This window comes from Pseudoduganella rivuli, from assembly GCF_009674485.1.
In the GTDB taxonomy this organism is placed as follows: domain Bacteria; phylum Pseudomonadota; class Gammaproteobacteria; order Burkholderiales; family Burkholderiaceae_D; genus Rugamonas; species Rugamonas rivuli_B.
Window position 1 is genome coordinate 266,022 of sequence record NZ_WKJJ01000011.1, and the last position, 23,394, is coordinate 289,415.

General features: G+C 64.7%; 17 protein-coding genes. 11 read left to right on the plus strand and 6 right to left on the minus strand.

Features of this window, described 5'->3' with window-relative positions; all coding sequences use genetic code 11:
• The first annotated feature begins 43 nt into the window (after window positions 1-43).
• Window positions 44-943, plus strand: a complete 900-nt coding sequence (locus GJ700_RS18930) for a LysR family transcriptional regulator (protein ID WP_154376690.1) — start codon at window positions 44-46, stop codon at window positions 941-943.
• 6 nt (window positions 944-949) lie between these two features.
• Here GJ700_RS18930 and GJ700_RS18935 read toward each other — a convergent pair whose 3' ends face one another.
• The gene (locus GJ700_RS18935) at window positions 950-1,954 is read right to left on the minus strand and encodes a formylglycine-generating enzyme family protein (protein ID WP_195763943.1); all 1,005 of its coding nucleotides are present in this window, start codon (window positions 1,952-1,954) and stop codon (window positions 950-952) included.
• Window positions 1,951-3,801 (minus strand): arylsulfatase, encoded by a 1,851-nt coding sequence (locus GJ700_RS18940; protein WP_154376694.1) that lies wholly within the window; start codon window positions 3,799-3,801, stop codon window positions 1,951-1,953. Before GJ700_RS18940 ends, GJ700_RS18935 begins: the two co-directional genes overlap by 4 nt.
• A 223-nt stretch (window positions 3,802-4,024) precedes the next feature.
• On the opposite strand from GJ700_RS18940, the gene GJ700_RS18945 reads away from it, so the two are divergent.
• The 8 genes from GJ700_RS18945 (at window position 4,025) to GJ700_RS18980 (ending at window position 17,543) form a co-directional block, all read left to right on the plus strand.
• Window positions 4,025-4,993 (plus strand): glycoside hydrolase family 43 protein, encoded by a 969-nt coding sequence (locus tag GJ700_RS18945; protein WP_154376696.1) that lies wholly within the window; start codon window positions 4,025-4,027, stop codon window positions 4,991-4,993.
• A gap of 165 nt (window positions 4,994-5,158) precedes the next feature.
• Entirely contained in the window at window positions 5,159-7,924 is a 2,766-nt protein-coding gene (locus GJ700_RS18950; RefSeq protein ID WP_154376697.1) for a TonB-dependent receptor, read from the plus strand.
• Between the two features lie 123 nt (window positions 7,925-8,047).
• A complete protein-coding gene (locus tag GJ700_RS18955; protein WP_229507098.1) occupies window positions 8,048-8,620 on the plus strand; it encodes an RNA polymerase sigma factor in 573 nt (190 codons plus the stop codon).
• The gene (locus GJ700_RS18960; protein ID WP_154376699.1) at window positions 8,604-9,587 is read left to right on the plus strand and encodes a FecR family protein; all 984 of its coding nucleotides are present in this window, start codon (window positions 8,604-8,606) and stop codon (window positions 9,585-9,587) included. Before GJ700_RS18955 ends, GJ700_RS18960 begins: the two co-directional genes overlap by 17 nt.
• Before the next feature lie 119 nt (window positions 9,588-9,706).
• Window positions 9,707-12,703: a TonB-dependent receptor gene (locus GJ700_RS18965; protein WP_195763944.1), complete on the plus strand. Its 2,997-nt coding sequence runs from the start codon at window positions 9,707-9,709 to the stop codon at window positions 12,701-12,703.
• Between the two features lie 81 nt (window positions 12,704-12,784).
• Complete coding sequence (locus GJ700_RS18970) at window positions 12,785-14,695, plus strand: alpha/beta fold hydrolase (RefSeq protein ID WP_154376705.1); 1,911 nt, start codon at window positions 12,785-12,787, stop codon at window positions 14,693-14,695.
• A gap of 122 nt (window positions 14,696-14,817) precedes the next feature.
• A complete protein-coding gene (locus tag GJ700_RS18975) occupies window positions 14,818-16,575 on the plus strand; it encodes an amidohydrolase (RefSeq protein ID WP_154376707.1) in 1,758 nt (585 codons plus the stop codon).
• Between the two features lie 44 nt (window positions 16,576-16,619).
• Window positions 16,620-17,543, plus strand: a complete 924-nt coding sequence (locus tag GJ700_RS18980; protein WP_154376709.1) for a SphA family protein — start codon at window positions 16,620-16,622, stop codon at window positions 17,541-17,543.
• Here GJ700_RS18980 and GJ700_RS18985 read toward each other — a convergent pair.
• Window positions 17,540-18,712: a helix-turn-helix transcriptional regulator gene (locus GJ700_RS18985; RefSeq protein ID WP_195763945.1), complete on the minus strand. Its 1,173-nt coding sequence runs from the start codon at window positions 18,710-18,712 to the stop codon at window positions 17,540-17,542. The genes GJ700_RS18980 and GJ700_RS18985 overlap by 4 nt on opposite strands.
• A gap of 16 nt (window positions 18,713-18,728) precedes the next feature.
• Between GJ700_RS18985 and GJ700_RS18990 the strand changes: the two genes are divergently transcribed.
• Window positions 18,729-18,881 carry a hypothetical protein gene (locus GJ700_RS18990; RefSeq protein ID WP_154376713.1) on the plus strand — a complete coding sequence of 51 codons (153 nt, stop codon included), beginning with the start codon at window positions 18,729-18,731 and terminating at the stop codon, window positions 18,879-18,881.
• A 13-nt stretch (window positions 18,882-18,894) separates the two neighbouring features.
• On the opposite strand, the gene GJ700_RS36130 is transcribed toward GJ700_RS18990, so the two are convergent.
• Together GJ700_RS36130 and GJ700_RS19000 are read right to left on the minus strand one after the other, a co-directional pair.
• The gene (locus GJ700_RS36130) at window positions 18,895-20,580 is read right to left on the minus strand and encodes a methyl-accepting chemotaxis protein (RefSeq protein WP_154376715.1); all 1,686 of its coding nucleotides are present in this window, start codon (window positions 20,578-20,580) and stop codon (window positions 18,895-18,897) included.
• A 101-nt stretch (window positions 20,581-20,681) separates the two neighbouring features.
• Window positions 20,682-22,331, minus strand: a complete 1,650-nt coding sequence (locus GJ700_RS19000; RefSeq protein ID WP_154376717.1) for a methyl-accepting chemotaxis protein — start codon at window positions 22,329-22,331, stop codon at window positions 20,682-20,684.
• A 303-nt stretch (window positions 22,332-22,634) separates the two neighbouring features.
• Between GJ700_RS19000 and GJ700_RS19005 the strand changes: the two genes are divergently transcribed.
• Window positions 22,635-23,264 carry an FxDxF family PEP-CTERM protein gene (locus GJ700_RS19005; protein WP_195763946.1) on the plus strand — a complete coding sequence of 210 codons (630 nt, stop codon included), beginning with the start codon at window positions 22,635-22,637 and terminating at the stop codon, window positions 23,262-23,264.
• A 15-nt stretch (window positions 23,265-23,279) separates the two neighbouring features.
• Here GJ700_RS19005 and GJ700_RS19010 read toward each other — a convergent pair.
• A partial coding sequence (locus GJ700_RS19010) for a transposase (RefSeq protein WP_154376719.1) occupies window positions 23,280-23,394 on the minus strand: 115 nt, incomplete at its 5' end.

A 23,394-nucleotide genomic window follows, 5' to 3' on the forward strand; every position in this document is an offset into this window, starting at 1 on the left:
AAAGCCATATCATTGCGTCTGGCGCATATAAAAAATTCACATCATGGACATCCGGCACATGGAGCATTTGCTGGCCCTGGCGGATACGGGGCGCTTCGTCACGGCGGCCAACAGGGTGCACCTGAGCCAGGCCGCGTTCAGCCGCAGTATCCAGGCGCTGGAAGACGACCTGGGACTCAAGCTGTTCGACCGGGGACGGCACGGCGCGGCGCCCACGCAGGCCGGGCGCGCCGTCATCGAACGGGTGCGTCAGGTGATGTTCGACCTGGGCTGCCTGAAGCATGACGTCAACCTGATCAGGACCGGCGGAGCCGGCTCGCTGCGCATCGGCGCCGGCCCGATTCCAGCACAGATCTTGGTGCCCGAGGTGCTGATCGCCATGCGCCGCCAGCATCCCGCGCTGCAAATCAGCGTCACCGTGGAAAGCCCGGACCGGCTGCTGGCGCAACTGGAAGAAGATGCGCTGGATGTCGTGCTGGCCGATCCCAAACTCGTCACGCGCGCCACGGCGACCGCTTGCACCCCGCTGGGGCGCCTGCAACTCACACTGCATTGCCACAAGGCGCATCCATTGACGAAAAAGAAACACGTCACCATGGCGGACTTGCACACCTATGGCGTGGCGTCCGGCAAGGGCCCCCGTGGCTTCCTGCAAGCGGTCGCCACCTCCATGGGCTTGAACGACTTCGCTGAATTTCCACGCATACTGGAATCGGACGACTTCGCCATCATGGCGCGCGTGGTGGCCATGACCGACACGCTGGCGATCCTCCCCCGCCAGCATCCGGACACGCCCTATGGCCGCCTGCTGCGCCCCCTGCACTGCCCCGACCTGCCGCCGATTCCCATCGACGTGCACGCGATCCTGCTCAAAGGCCGCACGCCGTCGCCGTCGGTCACGGAATTCATCGGCCTGGCGGGACAGGTGGCCACCGCGTGGTAGCCGCGCTCAGCCGACGGACTTCGCGCAGCGCACGCCGGCGTGCGACGTGCCGCTGTCGGCCGCCGCGCCCTGGCGCGCGGCCGGACGGTATCGGTTGCAATAACTGGCGTGGCACAGGAACGATCCGCCACGCTGTGATTTTCTGCGCAATGCGTCCAGCGGATGCGGCGCGCCTTGCGGATCGGTGGTCTCGCGCTTCGACAATCCGGCATAGGCTTGCCGGTCGTACCAGTCCGCCGTCCACTCCCAGGCATTGCCCGCCATGTCATACAGGCCGTAGGGATTGGCCCGGTACGATTTCACGGGCGCGGTGAACACATAGCCGTCCTGGCCCGTGTTATGCACCGGGAAAAGTCCCTGCCAGATATTGGCGAACCAACTTGCCTTCGGCGCCGCCTCATTGGGCGCCTCGCTGCCCCACACATAATCCAGGCCGTCGGCACCGCCCCTGGCGGCGCGTTCCCATTCGGCCTCGGTCGGCAAGCGCTTGCCGGCCCAGCGGCAATAACGGTCGGCATCGCCCCAGGCCAGGTGCACGACCGGATGCGCCGCGCGCCGGCGGATGTCGCTGCCCGGCCCTTCCGGATGCCGCCAGTTCGCGCCGGGCGTCCAGCGCCACCAATGCGACACGTCGCGCAGATCCACTGGCCCGGCCGGCATCGTGAACACCAGCGAGCCGGGTTGCAGCATGTCACGGGGTGGGGGCGGCGAGCCGGGCGGCAATTGCGCCATGATGTCCGCCAGGCGCACCGGGCGTTCCGCCACGGTGCGGTAGCCGGTGGCTTGCACGAAGCGGGCGAATTGCGCATTGGTGACTTCCGTTTCATCCATCAGGTACGCGCGCGTCAGCACGACCCGGTGTGCCGGCCCCTCTTCCGGCCACGCGATGTCCGCGTTGCTGCCCATCTCGAAACGGCCGGCGGGGATCAGGCGCATGCCGTCCGGGACCGCCGGGACCGCCGATAGGGCCGTGGCGGTGCTGAACAGCAGCGCGATGACCGAGGTCTTCATTGCACCGCCTCCCCGTTGCGCGACCGTCGCCACCGACGCCATCCAAACCCCAGTCCCGCGAGCACCAACACCAGCGCCAGGGCGGCGGCCGCCAGCATCGGCGCCAGTTGCCGCGCCAGGATCGGCCAGTTGTTGATCAAGACCTGGCGCGGCCCGTTGAAGCCGGGCGGCGGCCGGATCACGCCGTTCTGCAGCACGTATTGCGCCATCTCCGCTTGCATGTCCCGCAGCACTTCCGGTTTGCCGGCGGACAGGTCGTTCGCCTCCAGCGGATCGGCCGCCAGGTCGATCAACCGGGGCTTGCCATCGCCAAAGGGCGCTGTATTGCGCACCAGTTTGTATTTGCCCTTGAACAGGGCTTCCGCGCCGGTCGCCTCGAAACCGATCGCTTCGCCGCCCCCGTGGAAGGCGGGCCGAAATCCCGCCAGGTGCGCCATCAGGCTGGTCCCGGTGGGCGCGTGCAGCCGCTGTCCACGATAGTCCGCTCCCGGCAGGGGAATCCCCGCCAGGTCCAGCATCGTCGGCAGAAAATCCGTCGCATAGGCGAAGCCATGGCTGATTTGGCCGGGCTGGATGCGGGCCGGATAGCTCAGCATGAATGGCACGCGCATGCCGCCCTCGCCCGCCGTCCCCTTGAACAGCGCAAACGGCGTATTGGACACTTCCGCCCAATCCTGGCCATAGTGCGCATAGCTGCCCTTTTGCCCCAGCGTTTCCGGGTCGAGGTTGAACCGCACGTTGTACCACAGCTTGAACGGCAGGTTCAGGCGGTTCAATTCATACGGATCGGCGCCATTGTCGGACATGACGACAAAGGCCGTGTTATCCAGCTGGCCGATTTGCTTCAAATACGCGCGCAGGCGGCCGACGTTCTGGTCCAGGTTGTCCAGCATCGCGGCGAAGACCGCCATTTTCCGGGCATAGCCACGCCGTTCTTCCGCGCTCAATCGATCCCAGTCGCGCGCGCCGGGCGCACGGGTCAGTTGCAGGCCTGCCGGCAGCAAGCCCATTTCCACCTGGCGCCGGTAGCGTTCCTGCCGGATGGGCACCCAGCCGCCGTGGTAGCGATGCAGGTATTTCGCGATGTCGGCATCGGGCGCCTGCAGCGGCGAGTGAACGGCTTGCGGGGCCAGCATCGCGAAGAACGGTTGATGGTTGCCGCGCCCCTCGTCGATATACCGGATCAGCCGATCCATATAGTGGTTGCTCGAAAAGAAACCGGCCGGCAGCGCCGCCTGTTTGCCATCTTCCCAGCGCACCGCCTTCAGGTTCAGCGGCGCATACATCTTGCCGTCTTCGAAATTATCGGCCCCCGTCTGTTCCAGCGCGATATAGCGGCTCCAGCCCCGTGCGCCGGGCGAGCGCGCAATGCCGTCGCCCAGGTTCCACTTGCCCGCATAGAAAGTGGCGTAGCCGCCATCCTTCAACAACGTCCCCAGGCTGTGCGCCTGGTCGCTCAGGTACCCTTCATAGCCGGGCTTGCCGCGCTGGTTTTCCGCCTGCACGACCTTCAGCGTGCCCGCGCCCGCCCGGTGATTGTCGATCCCGCTCATCAGCATGGCGCGCGACGCTTCGCAGGTTGATGCGGTGTGAAAATTCGTCAGCCGCACGCCGGACGCGGCGATCTGGTCGAGGTTGGGCGTGGCGATCTCGCCGCCGTAGGCCCCGAAATCGCTGAAGCCCGCGTCGTCGACCAGGATGAATACGATATTGGGGCGCTGCGCCGCGCCGTTCGCGGTTTGCGCATGGGCCGCGGGCGCCGCCAGCGATATCCCCAGCCAGACGCAGACGATTCCCGCAAGGTAGCGCATGGAACGGGGAGGCCACGCGGGCCGTATGACTGTCATGATGAATTCTCCGGTGGCCAAGGCCCGCCGGAAATCAGGAGCCTGTGCATGCCGGGCATTCTCGGACGGCAGCTATGTTGTGTCCAATGCAAAATATGTGCAATTACGTTGCGTTTAGCGCATGGAACTCGGGACTTCGCAGGTAAATGAACGCACCTGCGCCACCTATAAGTTTGCTACAATGTGTTATCGATATCAATTCACAACAAGCGAACATTTCAACATGTCCCCACTTACACGAAAAATGCTGTGCGCATCGCTGCTGGCCTTCACTTTATCGAGCGTCCAGGCCGCCGACGCCTACCTGTTCACCTATTTCGTCCAGAATGGCGAAGACGGCCTGCACCTGGCCGCCAGCAGCGACGGCTACACGTGGGAAAAACTGGGCGATGGCAAGAGCTACCTGGCGCCGACGGTTGGCAAATCCAGGCTGATGCGCGACCCGTGCATCGTGCGCGGCCCGGACGGCACCTACCACATGGTCTGGACGTCCGGATGGAATGAAAACAACATCGGCTACGCTTCGTCGACGGACCTGGTGCACTGGTCCGAACAGAAGGAATTGCCGGTGATGGCGCACGAGGCAGGCGTGCTCAATGCGTGGGCGCCGGAAATCATCTACGACGACGCGAAGCGTGAATTCGTGATTTTCTGGGCGTCCACCGTGCCCGGAAAATTCACTGAAACCGACGGCACCTCCGAGGAAAAGTACAACCACCGCATGTATGCCACGACGACCAAAGACTTCAAGACCTTCACGCCAACCAGGTTGTTCTATGATCCCGGCTTCAGCGTGATCGACGCCACCTTCGTCAAGTTCAACGGCAAGAACCACCTGCTGGTCAAGGATGAAACCGTCAAGCCGCCGCGCAAATACCTGCAGGTGGCGCCGGCCGCCAGTGTGTCCGGCCCCTTCGGCAAACCGGGCAAGCCGGTCACGCCGCCCGGCCTGTGGGTGGAGGGACCGACCGGGGTACAGGTCGGCAAGGACCTGGTCGTCTATTACGATGCCTACGCCACCCGGCGCTACGGCGCCATGCGCACGCGCGACCTGGTGCACTGGGAAGACGTGAGCGACAAAATGCACTTCCCCGACGAAGGCACGCCACAGCGAGTGCGTCACGGGACCGTGATCCAGGTGCCCGCGGAGTTGATCGCCAACCTGCGCCGGGCCAATTCCAACAAGAATTAACACTGCGTGGCCCGGAAACAGTTACTCCCAATCAACTCAGCTCCGGGCCGATTCCTATGCTCTTTTCATATAGATTAGTAATAAAAAGTCATTAGTTCCTTTCTATATCTGTCCCTACCATGCGTTGGCAGTTACACAAAAATCAATAACGACATGGAGACAACGATGGCAATGAGCACGAATGGCATGCGTAAATCCGTATTGGCAGCACTGATCGCCGAACTGCTGGCAACCGGCGCCGTGGCGCAGACCACAGACAACACCACCGACAACACGGCGACCGTGGTGGTCAGCGGCATCCGCGCGTCGCTGGCGTCGTCGGTATCGACCAAGCGCCTGCAGGAAGGCGTGGTGGACGCGGTATCGGCCGAGGACGCCGGCAAATTTCCGGACACGAATATCGCGGAATCGCTGCAGCGCGTGACCGGCGTGCAAATCCAGCGCAACAACGGCGAAGGCCGCTATATTTCCGTGCGCGGCCTGGGGCCCGAATTCAACAACGTGCTGGTCAACGGCCGCACCCTCACCAGCGATACGGGCGGACGCGAATTCTCGTTCGACCTGCTGTCGTCCGACCTGATTTCCAAGGCGCTGGTCTATAAAACGTCGCAACCGTTCCTGCCGGAAGGCGGCATTGGTTCGACCGTGGACATCCAGACCGCGCGGCCATTGTCGGGCAAGGCCGGCCACACGTCGGTGGTCAACGTCTCCGATTCGTGGGATTCCAATTCGCGCAAGAACACGCCGAACCTGAGCGGCATGTACACCTTTGCCAACGACCGCAAAGACTTCGGCGTGACCGGTTCGCTGTCGTACACCGACCGCGCGTCCAAGCAGAACAAGGCCATCACCGACGCGTGGAATTACCGCGATGTCGCCATCATCAACGGCGACGCCAATTCCAAAGGACTGACGATGGCCGACGTCACCACCAAAAAATTGTACATGCCGCAAAGCTTCGGCTACCAGCAGGAAGACGAGACCCGCAAGCGCCTGGTGGCCAACCTGACGGTGCAATACAACCCGTCCGATAACTGGAAACTCACCGCCGACGCGCTGTACTCCCGCCTCAACCAGCGCAACAGCGTGATCGCCATCAGCGACTGGAACAATCCGGTGCAGGTGGCCGTGAAGTCCGACGGCAGCGGCCAGGTCACCAGTTTCATCCGGCCCGGCGCGAATTTTTACGCCAACAATCCGGCCCTGGTCGGCGATGGCAAGGCCCTCACCGACGCCAACTCGAACGACATGATCGTCAAGGGCGGCGACCGCCTGTCGATCACCAAGGCCGGCGGCCTGAACTCGAAATGGAAACTGTCGGATGATTTGAAACTCGAGGGCGATGTGTCCGCATCGCGCACCACGTCAAAATCGCCCGACATGTGGGTGGTGGCCGGCATGGTGCCGAAAAACAGCGATGTGCTGACCTTCGGCGCGACGCCGTCCCTGGTGTTCGGCGACGGCATTGCCGACCCGGGCCTGGTGCGCGCGCATGCGGTGTCGAATAACGATGTGCGCTTTTCCGATGCGGTGCAGGAAGGCCGCTTGCACCTGTCGTGGCGCCATGAGTTGGGCGCCTTCAAGGGACTCGATTCCGGCGCCGGCTACCAGCAGCGCAAGGTGGGACGCAGCAGTTGGGGCAGCGATTCGTGGAATGCCTTCAGCGGCTACCACCTGCCGCTGCCGGCCAGCCTGTTTACCGTCACGCCGCTGGGCAATCCGTTCGGCGGCGGCGTGCAGGTGCCGGCCTCGTACCTGAGCTTCGATCCCAACGCGTACATGGCCTACCTGAACCAGCCATCATCGCTGGCGAAGTCCAACGACCCGGCCTATTACCTCGACAAGACCCGCTTCCCGGACGGCCCGATGGCGATCGACTACACCAAGCCGAACATGTGGCGCGTGCTGGAAAAAGTATCCAGCTTCTTCGTCGACACCAAGTGGGAGGGCGAACGCTGGTCCGCCAACGCCGGGGTGCGGGTGGTGCACGTCAATTCCACGTCGACCGGCATCAGCCGCACCTTGCTGTCGGCCACGAAAAGCCCGAACGACACCACCTACATCCTGAACTGGGGGCCGTCGGCGGTGACGTCGGTCGGGAACAGCTACAACAGCGTGCTGCCGTCGGCAAACTTCAAGTATGACCTCACGGAAGACACCATGCTGCGCCTGGGCGCCTCGAAGACCGAGACCCGTCCGACGCTGAACCAGATGGGTGTCGACAACTGGTACGGCGGCCGCTTCGGCGACGTCCAGACCGGCGGCGGCAATCCATACCTGAAGCCGATGGAATCGAAAAACCTGGACTTGTCGTATGAATGGTACCTGTCGAAGACCAGCTACGTCAGCGCGGCCGTGTTCCACAAACGGGTGTCGAACTTCCTGGAACAGCAACTGGTCGATATCCGCATCCCGCAATACAGTGAAGTGGTGCACGATACCCGCATCCGCAATGGCCAGAGCGGCAAGATCAAGGGCCTGGAAATCGCCGGCCAGTACGCGTTCGACCGCGCCGTCAGCTGGCTGCGCGGCTATGGCGTGGCCGCCAACTACACCTTCGTCGACGCCAGCGCGGAACGCAACGGCGGCGCCACGGCCAATGCGTGCGGCTACCCGGGCCTGTCCAAGCAATCGTATAACGCGTCGCTGTTCTACGAGAACGAGAAATTCCAGGCGCGCGTCAGCTACAACTGGCGCAACCACTTCGCGGTCGATTGCGGCGGCGGCAGCACCCTGCCCCGCACCCGCTCCGCCTATGGCCAGACCGACGCCAGCCTGCGCTACAACCTGACGCCGACCGCATCGGTTTATGCGGACGTCATCAACCTGGGCAATTCGAAGATGCACGAGTATGCCGATACTGAAAGCATGTTCCTGACCATGGAAAGCGTGGGACGCCGGATCAATGCCGGCTTGCGGATGGCGTTCTAAGGTCCCAGTCGTACCGCGACCGCCCGGCCCATGGCCGGGTTTTTGCGTTTTATTTTCACGCCTGGGTAGGAAAAATTCTCTTCATCCGTCTACCTCTACGACAGCAACATATTGGGAAAACATATGGGCGATGACATCGTCGAATGGGTGACGTCGAATTTCCTGCCGTTCGAAGCCGAACTGCGCAGGATGCTGCGGCGCGTCTGCAGCGGACCGGCCGAAGTGGACGACGTGATCCAGGAGACTTACTACAAGGTGCTGGAACAGGGCAAGCTCGATCATGTGCTTGAACCCAAAGGCTTCCTGGTACGCATAGCGCGCAATATCGTGTTCGACCGGATGCGGCGCGACGCCGTCGTCAGCATTGAATCCGTGGCCAACCTGGAAGAGCTCGACATGGCGGACAGCGCGCCCTCGACCGAGCGGGTAGCCCTCGCCCGGGCCGAGCTGCGCTGGGTATTCGGCCTGATTGCCAACCTGCCGGAACGCTGCAAGGAAGTGTTTACGGCCAGGCGGATCTATGGCCTGTCGCAAGCCGAGACCGCCGAGTCGCTGCAAGTGTCGGAAGGTGTGGTGGAGCAGGAAAGCATGCGGGGCATGCGCCTGATCTCCGACATGATCGCCCGCGTCGGCGTCCAGGAAACGCCTGCCAGGAAGCAACCCACCGCCAGGAAACGCCATGTCCATGATCGATGATGAAGCCCTGCGATGGGTAACGCGCCAGTCGCGGCAGGAACTCGATCCGGCCGAACGCGCGGCATTGGACGCGTGGCTGGCGGCGGACAGGCGCCACCAGGGCGCTTACTTGCGGGCGCGCGCCATCGACCACGCGCTGGGCCGCGCCATGGTGCCGCAAACGCTGCGCCCGAAACGCGAACGCCTCGAGGTGGAATGGGCCGCCGCGCCCTGGAAGCAAACCGCTTCGCGCCGCAAATGGATCACAACCGGCGCGATCGCGGCCGGCGCCGCCGTGCTGGCCACCGCCGGCCTGCTGCCCGCCGCGGCGGACACGCTCGTGCTCAGCACGGCCAAGGGCGAATTCCGCAAAGTACCGCTGGCGGACAAGTCCGTGGCGGACATCAACAGCGGCAGCCAGCTGGAGTGGAAGCAAACGCCAAACCGCCGGCAGATGACATTGCGGCGCGGCGAAGTGTGGCTGCAGGTGGCCAGGGACAAAACCAAACCCTTCATCGTCGAAGCGGGCCAGGTGCGCGTGCGCGCGGTCGGCACGGCCTTCGGCGTGCGGCGCTATGGCAATGGCGCCGAAGTGCTGGTCACGGAAGGCTCGGTGGAAGTGTGGAGCGGCGATGGCGCGGCGCCGGTGCGTTTGCTGAAGGCGGGCGACAGGGCATTTGTGCCGGACCGGGCCGCCGACATCAACGTGGCGCGCCAGCCGGCGGAAGTCGAACGGAAACTCGCGTGGAGGGAGGGCAAGGTGGTCTTTCAAAACCAGACGCTGAGCGAAGCGGTGGCGGACTTCAACCGCTACAGCCAGAAGAAGATCATCATCGTCGACCCCGCGCTGGGTAAAAGGAAACTGGTCGGCCAGTACCAGATCGACGCGCCGGAATTGTTTGCGCGCGACGTCAGCAGCATGCTGGGCGTGTCGGTCCACGTCACTGCCGATCAGATCATCATAGGCGAACCGCTTCGCGCCGGGTGACCGGCATGGTTGAAAAATAAGTGCAGGAACCGCTAGGAAAAAATCCCGCCATCCGTCGTTATCGATAACGGAGCAACATAGTTCCGGCGATATCGAGGTTAGTCCGAGAGGAGATGCGCATGGTGCACACACATCATGTACGTAGTACAGCCGCTGTTGTCCTGTGCGTGGGCATTGCCGCCCTGCCGCAGGCAGCCCAGGCCCAGGAAGTGCGGAAGCCGTTTCACATCCCGTCCGGTCCGGCGGTGAACTCGATCACCGAGTTTGCCCGCCAGGCCGGCGTCAACGTACTGGCGTCCGGCGAGAACCTCGCCGGCGTCGAGACACCGGAAGTGCATGGCAACCTCACTGTGTCCGAAGCGCTGGCAAAGCTGTTGTCCGGAACCACCCTGACGAGTCGCGTGAATACCAGCGGCGCCATTTTTATTTTGTCGATGGCCCGCAAACACGATGCAGACAAAGACTCAATTAGGAATAATACAATGACAGCAACAATTCCAATGCAACGGCGCGCCACTTGCTGTGCCGTGATGCTGGCGCTGGGCAGCGCCGGCGCGGCCTATGCACAGGGCGACGAGACGCCGCCCGATGCCGCTTTGAAGAATGACGAGCCGGCCGTGGTGGTGGTGACCGGCATGCGCGCCAGCCTGGAAAATGCGCGCAACCGCAAGCGCAACGGCGAGTCGATTTCCGATTCCATCGTCGCCGACGATATCGGCAAGCTGCCCGACCAGAATATCGCGGAAGCGGCGCAACGCATCCCCGGCGTGCAACTCAGCCGAAACAAGGGCGAAGGCTCGGGGATCCAGATCCGCGGCCTGGGCCAGAACAAGATTGTGCTGAACGGGCTGGAAATGTTCGGCGCGGGTGGCGAATACAATGGCCGTAGCTTCGGACTGGAAGATTTGCCGGCCGACGTGCTGGCCGGCATCGACGTCAACAAAACCTCGTCGGCCGATGAAATTGAAGGCGGCCTGGGTGGCTACGTGAATATCCGCACCCGCATGCCGTTCGACTTCAAGGGCCGGAACGCGACGCTGTCCGCCAAAGCCACGGATTACAAGATGGACGGTGGCGCCGGGAACAAGACCAAAGGGCAAGTGTCGGCCTTGTTCAGCGACCGCTGGCAAACCGGTGTCGGCGAAATGGGCTTGCTGGTCAATGTCGCGCATGCGGAGAGCGTGTACGGCCTGACTGAAAACCAGGTCGAGCGCACCGAAGCGGTGTCGAACTTTGCCGGTTCCGGCAAGACCGTTACCCTGCCGATCGGCATGTTTACCGGTAATGGCCACCACGGCGACCGCCAGCGCGACACCCTGGTCGCGTCGTTCCAGTGGCGCCCCAACGCCGACCTGAACCTGTTCGCCAACTATATCCATATCGATTACCTGCTGCGTAACAACTTCCAGACCGCGCGCGTGTACCACGGTACCGCGGCCGCCCCGTTCACGCTGTGGGGCGACAGTAACAGCGACGGCAGCGACAATTTGCGGAGCGGGACGTTTATCAACAACTCGATGACCGATACGTCCGTGGTCGGCGATGAACACCGCAAATCGAGGCTGTTCGACATCGGCGGCAAGTGGAACAACCGGGGCCCGCTGACCATCAAGGGACGCCTGGCGCACAATGAAACCGCCGTGGTGAACAGCTTGTACGAATGGGGCATCAACGCCACCATTCCCGGCATGAAAATGACGCTGAACGATGGCGCGCCTTACGGCCTGTCGGTCAGCGGCGTCGACCTCAACAACCTGGCGAATTACCATCCGAACTACTTGCTGGCCATCCAGCTGGACGGCACGCAACGCAACACGTCGGCGACGCTCGATGCGAACTACCGGCTGGACGGCGGCATGCTCCAGTCGATCGACTTCGGCGTGCGCGCCAATGACTACACCCGCCATTCGTTCGGCTTCGTGAATTTCTATTGCATCGCCAGTTGCGGCGGCACTGCCAGCATGGCCAATGTGGATCCCGCGCTGCTGCACCAGGTGCCTGCGGCCGAATCGCGGCAAATCGGCCCGTACTGGACGTTCGCCACCTCGGCGGTGCGCAGCCAGGCCGCGCTGCGCTCGCTGTATGGTTTGCCGGCATCCGAGCAATTCACGCAAGACCAGGACCAGCTGAACAATGAAAAGACGCTGGCGGCGTACGCCAGGATCAATTACGAGGTTGACGTTGCCGGGATGCCGCTGACGGGCAATCTCGGTGTGCGCGCCATCGAGACCCGCCTGTATGGCGAATCGTATGGCGCCAACGCCGCCGGTACGCTGGTGCTGCAAACGAGCAAGTCCACCCGCCACGACTTCCTGCCTTCGTATAACGGCAACCTGGCCTTGCGGAACGACCTCAACCTCCGCCTTGGCGCGTCGAAAACGCTGGCGCCGGTCAACTTCGGTCTGATGAGCGCCGCCACCACCATCACCAACCAGGTTCAGCATGATGCCCGCGCCGGCAACCCCGCGCTGCAGCCATTCACGTCGAAGAACCTCGACCTGTCGCTGGAACATTACTTCGGCCGCAACGGCGTGGCGTACCTGGGCGCGTTCCACAAAAAGGTCGATGGCTTTATCCAGACGGTGGCCGAGCAGCGCATGATCAACGGCGAGCAGTATAACGTGTCGACCTTCAAATCCTCCGGCACCTCCCGGATCAAGGGATTGGAAGCCGGCTACCAGCAATTCTTCGACATGCTGCCGGCGCCGTTCGATGGCCTTGGCATGCAGGCCAACTACACCTATGTCGAGTCGCAGGCCGCGACGGCGGTGGCCGGCAAGACCGTGCCGCTGGAAGGACTGTCGAAGAACAGCTACAACCTGATCGCCATGTATGAAAAGGACAAGTTCAAGGCGCGCCTGGCCTATAACTGGCGCAACGGCTACGTGGCGTCGACCACGTCGTCCGGCGCCCAGGGTGTGCCGATTTTTGCCAAGGCATCGGGCACGCTGGACTTCTCGATCGGCTATGACGTCACCAAACAGCTGTCGGTGGTGCTGGATGCGGTCAACCTGAATGGCGCGGTGGGGGAAACGTATTACGGCAATCCCCACAACCAGGCCAATTACCAGCCGCTGAATAAGCGCGTTGGCGTCCAGGCGCGCTACACGTTCTGAACTGCGGGCCTCCCTCTCCGCGGTATTTCGCACTCCGGCCGCAAGGCCGGGGTGTTTTTTTAATACTTCCATGCGAATCACATGCAACGACGCGATTTTCTCCACCTCGGCGCCGCCGGCCTGGGATACGCCGGCTTGAGGCCGCTGCACGCCATGCCGGCGCCGGCGCCGGCGGATTTTTCCTGGCTCGATGCGCGCCTGCACGAGCACGTGCGGCGCGGCTGGTTCGACGGCATGACGCTGGTCGTCGGACGCGGCGAACACATCCTGCATCAAGCCTGCTTCGGCAACGGCGCGCCGGACCTGGCGCTGCACGTGGCATCGACCGGCAAGTGGACCGCGGCTGCCGCCATTGCCGCCCTGGTCGATGAAGGAAAACTGTCGTGGGATGACCCGGTGCGCAAATACCTGCCGCAGTTTGACGATATCAAGGGCGACGCGCGCCTGCGCCAGTTGCTGTCCCATACGGCCGGCTATCCCGACTACCAGCCGGCGGACCGGCGGCGCGACGATTACCAGAGATTGGAGGACGCCGTCAGCCACATCGCCGCGCTGCCGGCGGTGGCGGCGCCTGGCGCGCGGTTCCAGTATGGCGGCCTGGCAATGCAGGTGGCGGGCCGCATGGCGGAAATCGCGGCGAATCAGCCGTTCGACGCGATCTTCCAGTCGCGCCTCGCGCAGCCGCTGGGCATGACACACAGCGGCTACACGCCGGTGTCAAGCGAACCCGGTTTCAGTCCCATGCTGGGCGGTGGACTGTTCACGACGGCACGCGATTACGCGCGCTTCCTGATGATGATGTCGCAGCAGGGGCGCTATCGCGGCCGGCGCATATTGAGCCGGAACGCCATCCGCGCATTGCAGGCGGACCAGGTGCGCGGCGCCGCGGTGCGGGATGGCGAATACACGCAGTCGGCGCGACAGCAGCGGCGCAATGACATTTACGGCCTGGGGCAGTGGCGTGAGGAAGTGGACAGCGGCGGCCATCCCCTGCTGCTGTCGTCGCCCGGCTGGGCCGGCGCTTATGCGTGGATCGACAAGGTGGCCAACGTGTGGGGCGTCGTCATCGCCAAGGCCAACGTGGAACAGGCGCTGCGCGATGGCTACAGCACTTTCCTTGGTTCGACGATCTATGCGCCGATGGTGCGCGACGCCATCGCCGACGCGCCGGACCGCGCCACCAGGCGCACCGTGGTCTCCGTCAGCGGCGCCAAGCTGTACGCCGAGGAAAGCGGCCACGGCGAACCGCTGATATTCCTGCATGGCCACAGCTTCGACCGGCGCCAGTGGCAACCCCAGGTTGCCGCGTTCGCGCGCCGCCACCGCGTGATCCGCTATGACTTGCGCGGCTATGGGCGCTCCAGCGATCCCGCCGAGGGCCAGGCATTCCTGCATGCGGAAGATTTGCGCCAGCTGATGGATGCACTGGGCATCCGCCGCGCGCACCTGGCGGGATTGTCGCTGGGCGGGTTTGTCGTCACTGATTTCATCGCCCTGTACCCGGAGCGGGTACTGAGCGCCACCATGGCCGGCGGCGACTTCTTTGACGTGCCGGGGCCTGACGAGCCCTGGACCGCGGCGGGGCTGGAGCAGCGGCAGGCCGAAATTGCATCCATCCGTAAACAAGGCATCGTCCAATTCAAGCAGCAATGGCTGGACGGCCTGGTCAATCGCAGCGGAAGCGGACGCGACGCCCTGCGCCAGCCGCTGTGGCGCATGATCGACGAATGGCGGGCATGGCAGCCATTGCATGTGGAACCCCGGCTGCTGCTGGGTCGGTCGGTACGGCAACGGCTGGCCGACGTCAGGCCCGCGATGCCGGTACTGATCGTGCGCGGCGACCGGGAAGATACCGCTTTTGCATTGCGCGAACAGTTGCCGCAAGCGCAGGTAGCGGTCTTGCAGGACTGCGGCCACGTATCCAGTCTGGAGCGGCCGGAGCAATTCTCAGCCGCGCTGGCGGCATTGATCCGCCGCACCGGCAGGAGCTGACTCGCCGCTGTAACGCCCCGCCTCCGGCCGCATGATTACCTCCCATTTGGTAGATGACCGCCCCCAGCCACGTCCCTAGACTGGCTCCGGCAGTTATCACCAAACCAAAACAGGGAGAGATCATGCAGCAAAACAAGCATGTACGGCCGCTGGCGGCCCGCATCGGCGCCGTGCTGCTGCCGTGGCTGATGGCCATGGCAGCAATACCCGCGACGGGCGCGCCAGCGGTGCCGGCGGAACTCATCGTCCGCAACGGCAGTATCTATACCGTCCAGGGCAACAAACCCTGGGCCGAGGCGTTCGCCGTGCGGGGCGGCCGCTACGTCGCCGTCGGCGGCAACGCCGACGTCGCCGCGCTGGCGGGCCCGCAGACCCGCGTCATCGATTTGCACGGCGCCATGGCGATGCCAGGCATTAACGATGTGCATGGCCATCCACTGGACGGCGCCTACGAAGACTTATATGCCTGTAACTTCGCGCCATCGGCCACGCCCGCCCAGGTGCTGGCACGGGTGGCCGAATGCGCCGCCAGGGCGGAACCGGGCGACTGGGTCGTGGGCGGCGCCTGGAGCAGCACGCTGATGGCGGACATCTCGACGCCGGCCATGCTGGCGGCGCTGGACCGCGCCAGCGCCGGCCACCCGGTCTTGCTGCGTGACGAAACCTTCCACAACCGCTGGGCCAACAGCGAAGCCATGCAACGCGCCGGTATCGGCGCATCCAGCGCCAATCCGGCCGGCGGTATCATCGCCAGGGATGCGGACAGCGGACAGCCAACCGGGCTGTTCAAGGAATTCCCGGCGTTCCTGGCGCTGGAACGGCAGATCCCGCCACGCACGCAAGCGCGCCAGCTGAACGCGGCCAGGGCCGCCGGCGCCACCCTCAATGCGGTGGGCATCACGGGCGTGCAGGACGCCTTCACCTCGGAGGGAACGCTGCGCATCTGGAGCCAGGTCGACCGTGGCCCGGGCCTGCCGCTGCACCTGGTCGCGTCGCTGTCCACCATGCCCGCAGCCGATCCGGCAGAGCGCACCGGCCTGGCGCTGGCGGACGGGCGCGACACCTATCGCGGCTCCAACCTGCGGCCGGACTTTGCCAAGATCTTCCTTGACGGCATACCGCCGGCCCGCACCGCCGAATTCCTGGCTCCTTACCTGCCCGATGCGGAACACGGCGCGCATTTCCACGGCCAGAGCAACTACACGCGTGCGCAACTGGTGGACTTGCTGGCGGCATTCGACCGGCGTGGCATACCGGTCAAGATCCACGCCACCGGCGATGGTTCGGTGCGGCTGGCGCTGGACGCGGTCGAGGCGGTGCGCCAGCGCAACGGCATGCCCGGCCAGCGCCACCAGATCGCCCACGCCAGCTTCATCGCCGGCAGCGATCTCGCGCGCTTCCGCCAGCTGGGCGTCAGCGCCGACATCTCGCCGATGATCTGGTACCCCACGGGCATCGGCATGGCCACCGCCATGGCGATCGGACCGGAGCGCGCGGCGCACATCTTCCCGATACGGGACCTGACGCGGGCCGGCGCGCTGGTGGCGGGCGGTTCCGACTGGCCTGCCGGCCAGGCCACGCCAAATCCATGGATGGGCATCGAGGGACTGGTCACGCGGCGCGATCCGGTCGGTGCGTTCCCCGGCGCACTGTGGCCGGAGCAGGCGGTCGACCTGGCCACCGCGCTGCGCATTTACACCCTCAACAGCGCCGAAGCCATGGGACTGGGCCGCGAGACCGGATCCATCGAAGTAGGCAAATCAGCCGACTTCATCGTGCTCGACCGCAACCTGTTCAAGGTCCCCGCCACGCAAATCCACCAGGCCACCGTGAAACAGACGTTCTTCCGGGGCCGCCAGGTCTATCCGCGCGGCGAGTGAACCGCCCTTTTGCCAATTCCCACACCCATCTCATAGGTATCCACATGAACACCCGTAAATTCTGCGCGGCATCCCTGCTGCTTCCCCTGCTGTGCCTGGCCGGTTCGGCCGCCGCGGTCGAAGGCGGTGCACCCATCACGCCGTTCGGCGTCACCGATTTTGGCGCCGGCATCATGCCGCCGCCGTCCGACGTGGCGGCGGTCGGCGTGCGCAGCACCTTCTACCACGCCAGCCAGTTACGCGACAACAGCGGCAACCGCTCACCGGTGACAACCGACCTGGACGTCAACAGCGTCGGCGTGGCCATCATTAAAATGACCCGCCATGAATTCCTCGGCGCGCAATATGGTTACGCGGCGGTGCTGCCGCTGCTGGACATGAAACTCGGTCTCGGCGTCCCGACGCCGGCCGGCCGGCTCGACCTCGCTGGCAGCAAGACAGCCCTGGGCGACGTCAGCCTGGTGCCGGTGATCCTGCAATGGGCCGGTGCGGGCTGGTTCCAGTATGCGGCGCTGCAAGTGCAGGCGCCCACCGGGAGCTATGACAAGAACCGCCTGGCCAATCCGGGCAATCACCACTGGACCTGGTCGCCCACCTACGCATTCACCCGTATCGGATCAAGCGGCTTTGAAGTGTCATCGACCATCCAGGTCAACTTCAATACCCGCAACCACGCCACCGGCTACCGCTCGGGCGCCGAGTGGCAGCACGAGTTCGCGCTGGGACAGCACGTCGGCGCGTATACGGCCGGCCTGGGCGGCTACCATTACCGCCAGTTGAGCGACGATGATGCGACCGGGCTGGCCAACGGCAACCGCGCCCGCGTCACGGCTCTCGGTCCCGCCCTCAACTTCTTCGATCCCCGCTCGGGCCTGCCCAACGTGTGGATCCATGCCTACAAGGAGTTCGGCGCCAGGAACCGCTCCCAGGGCACGCAGTTGGCGTTGCGCGCGGCCTGGGTGTTCTAGGGCCTGGCCACGCCGGCCAGGGAAGGCCACGGGATAGCGGGCGCCTGCGCGGCGGCCGACGCCAGCACCATGCGCACCAGTTCCGCCTGCCGCGCGGCGCCCGTCTTGGCTTGCACCTGCTTCAGTTGACCGCGCACCGTGCCCAGCGTCACACCCCTCCGCTGCGCATATTGCTCCAGGGTGTCGCCGGCCACCAGGCCGGCGACCAGGCTCGCTTCCGCCTGCGTCAGGCCGAACAGCGCGGCAATGGCGGCGGCAGGCACCTGGACATCGGCCGCCGCCGCGGTCACCCACAGGAAGACCGGCGCGGCGCCGGAGGGGGCCCACTCCCGATCCGCGGCCTGCAGCGCAAGGTGCAGGCCATCCCTGCCCTGCCCCAGCGCCAGGTAACGGCTGCCGCCGGCGCCGGCCGCCAGCTCGGCCAGGTCGCGTTGCAGGCGCACGGCGGCCGCACCGGGTGCGTGCAGGCGGCCATCGCGCAATTGCAGGCCGGAGAACACCTGCAACAGCCACCGGGCGCGCTGGTTCATCCATTGCACCTGCCCAGTGCCGTCGCAAACGATCAAGCCATCGCGCATACGGTCGACATGGCGGCGCAGCCGGCGGTCCAACTCGTCCTCCGCCCGTCGCCTCCATTGCAAGGCCAGCGCCTGACCAAAATGCGGCGCCAGCATGGCCAGGTGCCCGGCCTGGGCGGCGGAAAAATCTTCGCTGTCATCGATGGCGCGATGCAGCGCCAGTCCCAGGTACGTATCGGCATCGAGCTGCAGCAAGCTGCCCATGAAGCGTCCCATCCTGCGCTGCGCCAGTTGCTGGTGCAGCCGGCGCCGGGCCGGATCGTCACGGTCGAACAAGTCTTCGTCGCGGGCGACCCGGTCCAGGCCGCGCGCAATGCGGCGCACATCCAGCCGGGGATTGTCTTCATCGCCGATGCCGGCCGGCGGCACCGCATCACGCCCCAGCGTATAGGAATCGGCGGCGGTCCAAGCGATCGCCAGCCGCGCGCCGCGCCGTTTAAGGCTCTGCAACACGGCGGACCGCGCGCCTGTTTCCCGGCAAAGCTGGTTCAGCACCATGGTCCATTGCGCCGCGTCGTCCTGGCAACCATACAATTTGTACAGCAACGTGTCGCTACCGTTCACCGCAATGGCCGGCGCTGGCGTGTGCATTCCTGGCTCGATGTGCATGGATTATCCCCTGGCATTTTTTCCATTCTATGTGAAATTTTCTGCTACAGGCGAAGGGCCGCAGGCGCAGCAGGATATTCGCGACATGGTGGAGGCCCGCCGCTCTCTGGAAGCCGGCAACCAGTTCGGCAAGATAGTCGTTACCGTGTAACCGTGCAAGCGGCTCAGGCCGCGCGGCGGGCCGGGACGGTTGCGTCGTTACCGGCGGCGGACGGCAACTGCCGCGCCCTGGCGGGGAAAGCCAGCACTTGCGTTGCACCTTCACTGGCGACGAGTCCGTCGTCCGCCAGGCTGAACACGCTGACCACCCGCGCCAGGCTGCCCGCCTGTTCGTGCAGCGCTTCGGCCGCTGCCGTCACCTGCTCCACCAGCGCGGCATTGCGCTGCGTGGCGTCGTCGATGTCCGTCACTTGCCGGTTCACCTGCCCGATGCCGTCCCGCTGTTCCTGGCTGGCTTGTGCGATTTCCGCCATGATGCCGGTGACGCGGCCGATGCTGGCCACCACGTCGTCCATGGTGGCGCCGGCCGCATCGACTTGTTTGCTGCCGCTGTCGACTTTTTCCATGGAATCGACGATCAGCGCCTTGATTTCCTTCGCCGCCGACGCGCTGCGCTGCGCCAGGCTGCGCACTTCGGACGCCACCACGGCGAAGCCCCTGCCCTGCTCGCCGGCACGCGCCGCTTCCACCGCCGCATTGAGCGCGAGAATATTGGTCTGGAACGCGATGCCGTCGATGACGCCGATGATGTCGACGATTTTTTGCGCCGAGGCGTTGATCGCATTCATCGTACCGACCACTTGCGCCACCACGTCGCCACCGCGCGCCGCCACGTCCGATGCCGCTGCCGCCAGTTCATTGCCCCGGCTGGCGCTGTCCGCGTTGCGTTGCACGGTGGCGGTAATGCGCTCCATGAACGTGACGGTCTCTTCCAGCGCCGCCGCCTGCTCTTGCGTGCGGTCCGACAAATCCTTGTTGCCGGAAGCGATCTGGCCGGAAGCGGACGCGATGGCGTCGGTGCCGCCGCGCACTTGCACGACGATGGCGGCCAGGCTGTCGCGCATGGTCTTCATGGCCGCCAGCAGGCTGTCCTCGTCGCGCGGCGCCGTCGCCACCTCGACACCCAGGTCGCCCGCCGCGATGCTGCGCGCCACCTGTGCCGCGTACGCCGGTTCGCCGCCCAGTTGCCGCAGCAAGCCGCGCGAAATCACCACCGCCGCCGCGATGCAGGCCGCCAGCGCCGCCGCGCCCAGTGCCAGCAGCAGCGTGCGGTTGCGCCGGTAGCTTGCCGCGGCCTCATCGGCCATGGCACGGTTGCGCTGGTCGACGAGCGCCAGCAAGTCGATCAGCGCTTCGCGCCATTTCACTTGCACGGGATCGAGGTCCAGCATCAGGACGCGCGCCGCTTCGTCCGTCTTCAGCGACAGCGCCAGTTGCGATGCCTTGTCGATCAGCGGCAGGGCCGCCTGCTCGCGGCTGCGGATGGTGTTCAATACGGTTTGTTCCGCCGCCCCCTGGTCCGCGTGCGTGGCGAACAGCCGTTCCAGTTTGTCCTGCGCCGCCGCATATTTTGCCGCCTGCTGCTGCAGCGAAGCTTTCTCCGCTTGCAGCACGGCCGGTTCACTGGTCAGCGCGAGATTGCGCAGCGAGATCATGCGGGCGCTCAGCGTGGTCCGCATGTCCAGCGCCAACTGGCTTTCCACGTTGTTGACATGGACGATCCGGTCCAGGCTGGCCTGGGCCTGCCCCATGTTGTGCAAGCCCAGCGCGGAGATGGCCAGCAACAGCGCGAACACCAGGCCGAAACCCAGGGCCATGCGGGTGCGTACTTTCAGGGTGGGGTGGAACATCGTATTTTCCTCATAGAAACGACTTCGGAAAGTGTAGTTTCTGCGAGGAAAATAAAAAACGAATCCTTTGCTGTTTCGATATGCGCAATTTGCATGAGGGATCAATAGACCGGCAGGCGTGCGGCCCGTTGCGGCGCCGTATCGTCAGCGGCCTCGCTCATTACGGCGGGCCCCTGGTGCAAGGTCAGTCGCGGGGCGGACTCCCCGGCCTCGCCGGTTTTAAAGAACCGCACCACTTCCCCCAGTTTGCCGGCCTGTTCGCGCAAGCTGTGCGACGCCGCGGCCGCCTGTTCCACCAGCGCAGCGTTTTGCTGCGTCATGCCATCCAGTTGTGCGATGGCCTGGTTGATCTGGCCGATGCCGTGCGTCTGCCCGGCGCTGGCCGCCGTGATGTCGCCCATGATGCCCGCCACGCGGCCGATGCCGCCGACGATGTCGCCCATGGTCTGGCCTGCCGCCGTGACCAGTTTGGCGCCCGCCTCCACATTGGCGACCGACGCCCCGATCAATTCCTTGATTTCGCGCGCCGCGCCCGCCGAACGCTGCGCCAGGTTGCGCACTTCGGCCGCCACCACGGCAAAGCCCCGGCCCTGTTCGCCCGCGCGCGCCGCTTCCACGGCCGCGTTCAACGCCAGGATATTGGTCTGGAACGCAATCCCGTCGATGACGCCGATGATGTCGACGATGCGGCGCGACGAGGCGTGGATGGCGCCCATGGTGTCGACCACCTGCGACACGATGGCGCCCCCTTTGGCCGCCACGCCGGACGCGGATTGCGCCAGGCGGTCGGCCTGCTGCGCGTGGCCGGCATTGCGTTCGACGGTGGACGTCAGCGCCTGCATGGCGGCCACGGTTTCTTCCAGCGATGCGGCCTGCTGCTCCGTGCGCGCCGATAAATCCATGTTGCCGGCGGCGATTTCACCGGACGCCGTGGTGATGGCGTCGGTGCCCGCACGGACCTGCCCCACGACGCCGAGCAGGCTGTCGTTCATGGCTTTCAGTGCGCGCAGCAAGCGGCCGGTTTCGTCTTCGCCCTGCGCATCGATGCGCGACGACAGGTCACCCGCCGCCACGGTTTCCGCCACGGCGATGGCGCGCGCCAGCGGCGCCGTGATCGACCGCGTGATGTACCACGCCACCGCCGCGCCCAGCGCCACTGCCAGCACTCCCAGTCCCAGCAGCAGCGTTTGCGACGCCGCCACCACGTGCCCGGCCTGTGCGCCGGCCTGCGTCGCCAGCGCGGTTTCATGCGCGATCAAGTGGTCGAACGCGGCCAGCACGGCTTTCAGCGCGGGGCCCGCCTGATCCGTCAGGTAAGCGGCGGCATCCTGGGTTTCGCCATTGCGGCGCAGAGCCAGCATGTGCTCGTTCTTGGCGAGGCTGGCCTTCAGCGCATCGTCGGCCCGCGCCAGCAACTGTTTTTCGCGCTCATCCATGTGCAGCCGCACCAGCGCTTCGCGGGCCGCGCCATAGCGCTTGCGGGCTTCGGCCACCTTGTCGAGCTCATCGTTGATTTGCAGGTCCGGCACCACCATCATCGCCGTCGCGCCCAGCGCAATGGCACGCACGTGGCCCGTCATGGCATTGGCGGCCGCCATTTTCACGTTTTTATCGCTGACGATGTCTTGCGTATGGCTGCCAATACGGGCCAGTGAAACCAGGCCGGTGGCAAGGATGGCGGCCAGCAAGGCCAGCACGGCGGCAAAGCCCAGCCCCAGCCGGGTGCCGATCTTCAGGTTGGACAGCGACATGGTGTTCCCCCGGTAGTTGTATGCAGGGGATTATTCGGCAAAGGCGCGGGCGCACCTACGTCAATTCGGACTAGAACTCCCTCGGGCAAAGGTGAGGCGCTGTCCATGACACCTCAGAGCGCATTGCGTGTCTTGCCCCATCTACTTTCATTCTGAAAGTAAATTATTTCTTTTAAAACAAATACTTGCATCGCACAATTGAATGTCGACCAAAAGGATGCCAGGCTGAGTTCATGCTACTCTTGTTATTGCAACATTGTCGTAAATATCACAATCACCCGTCCTGTCAACCTGGAGACTTACATGAACAAAACTCTGAGCCATACACTTAGCCTCGCCGCCGCCAGCCTGTTATGGGCGGGCGCGGCATCCGCAGACATTGGCACGGCATCCGTTAACGACGTGACGCTGGCGGGTGACCCCGCCGACGCCTTCGCATACATGGCCGGCTGGAATCCGCATGCCGGCCCGAATGGCGACACCAGTGGTTTTGACGCCCCATTCGCGCCGTACGGCAGCGGCACCTGGTCGCTGCTGGACAAGCTCGACAGCAGCTCGGGTTTGCAGAATACCGGCCCCCTGACCTTCACGTTCACGCCGCCCAGCGGCACCAGTGGCGGATGGAGTGTCACCAATACCAGCATGACCTCGTCGGTGACCTTGGACCTGGCCTTCGCCATGCATGCGGGTAACCAGGGTGGCGCGTGGCTGTTCGACAACCAGGCCATCTTGCCGGGCCAGACCCTGAACGGTACGTGGGCCATCAACTGGACGGTGGGCAATGGCCAGGCCAACAATCCGGGCTTCAGCAACCTGACCCTGTTCGCACGCGACATGGTCACCACGCCGGTACCGGAACCGGAAACCTATGGCATGCTGCTGGCCGGCCTCGGCGTCCTGGGCATGGTGGCGCGCCGCCGCAAGCTGAGCTGAAATAAAAAAGGTTCTTCACGGATTGCCGGGAAACGCTGCTTTGATCTTCAGGAAGAAGAATTCCGAGTCGCGATAGCCATAGGCCATCCGTTTCATTACCTTTATCTTGTTGTTGATGCCCTCGAGCTGG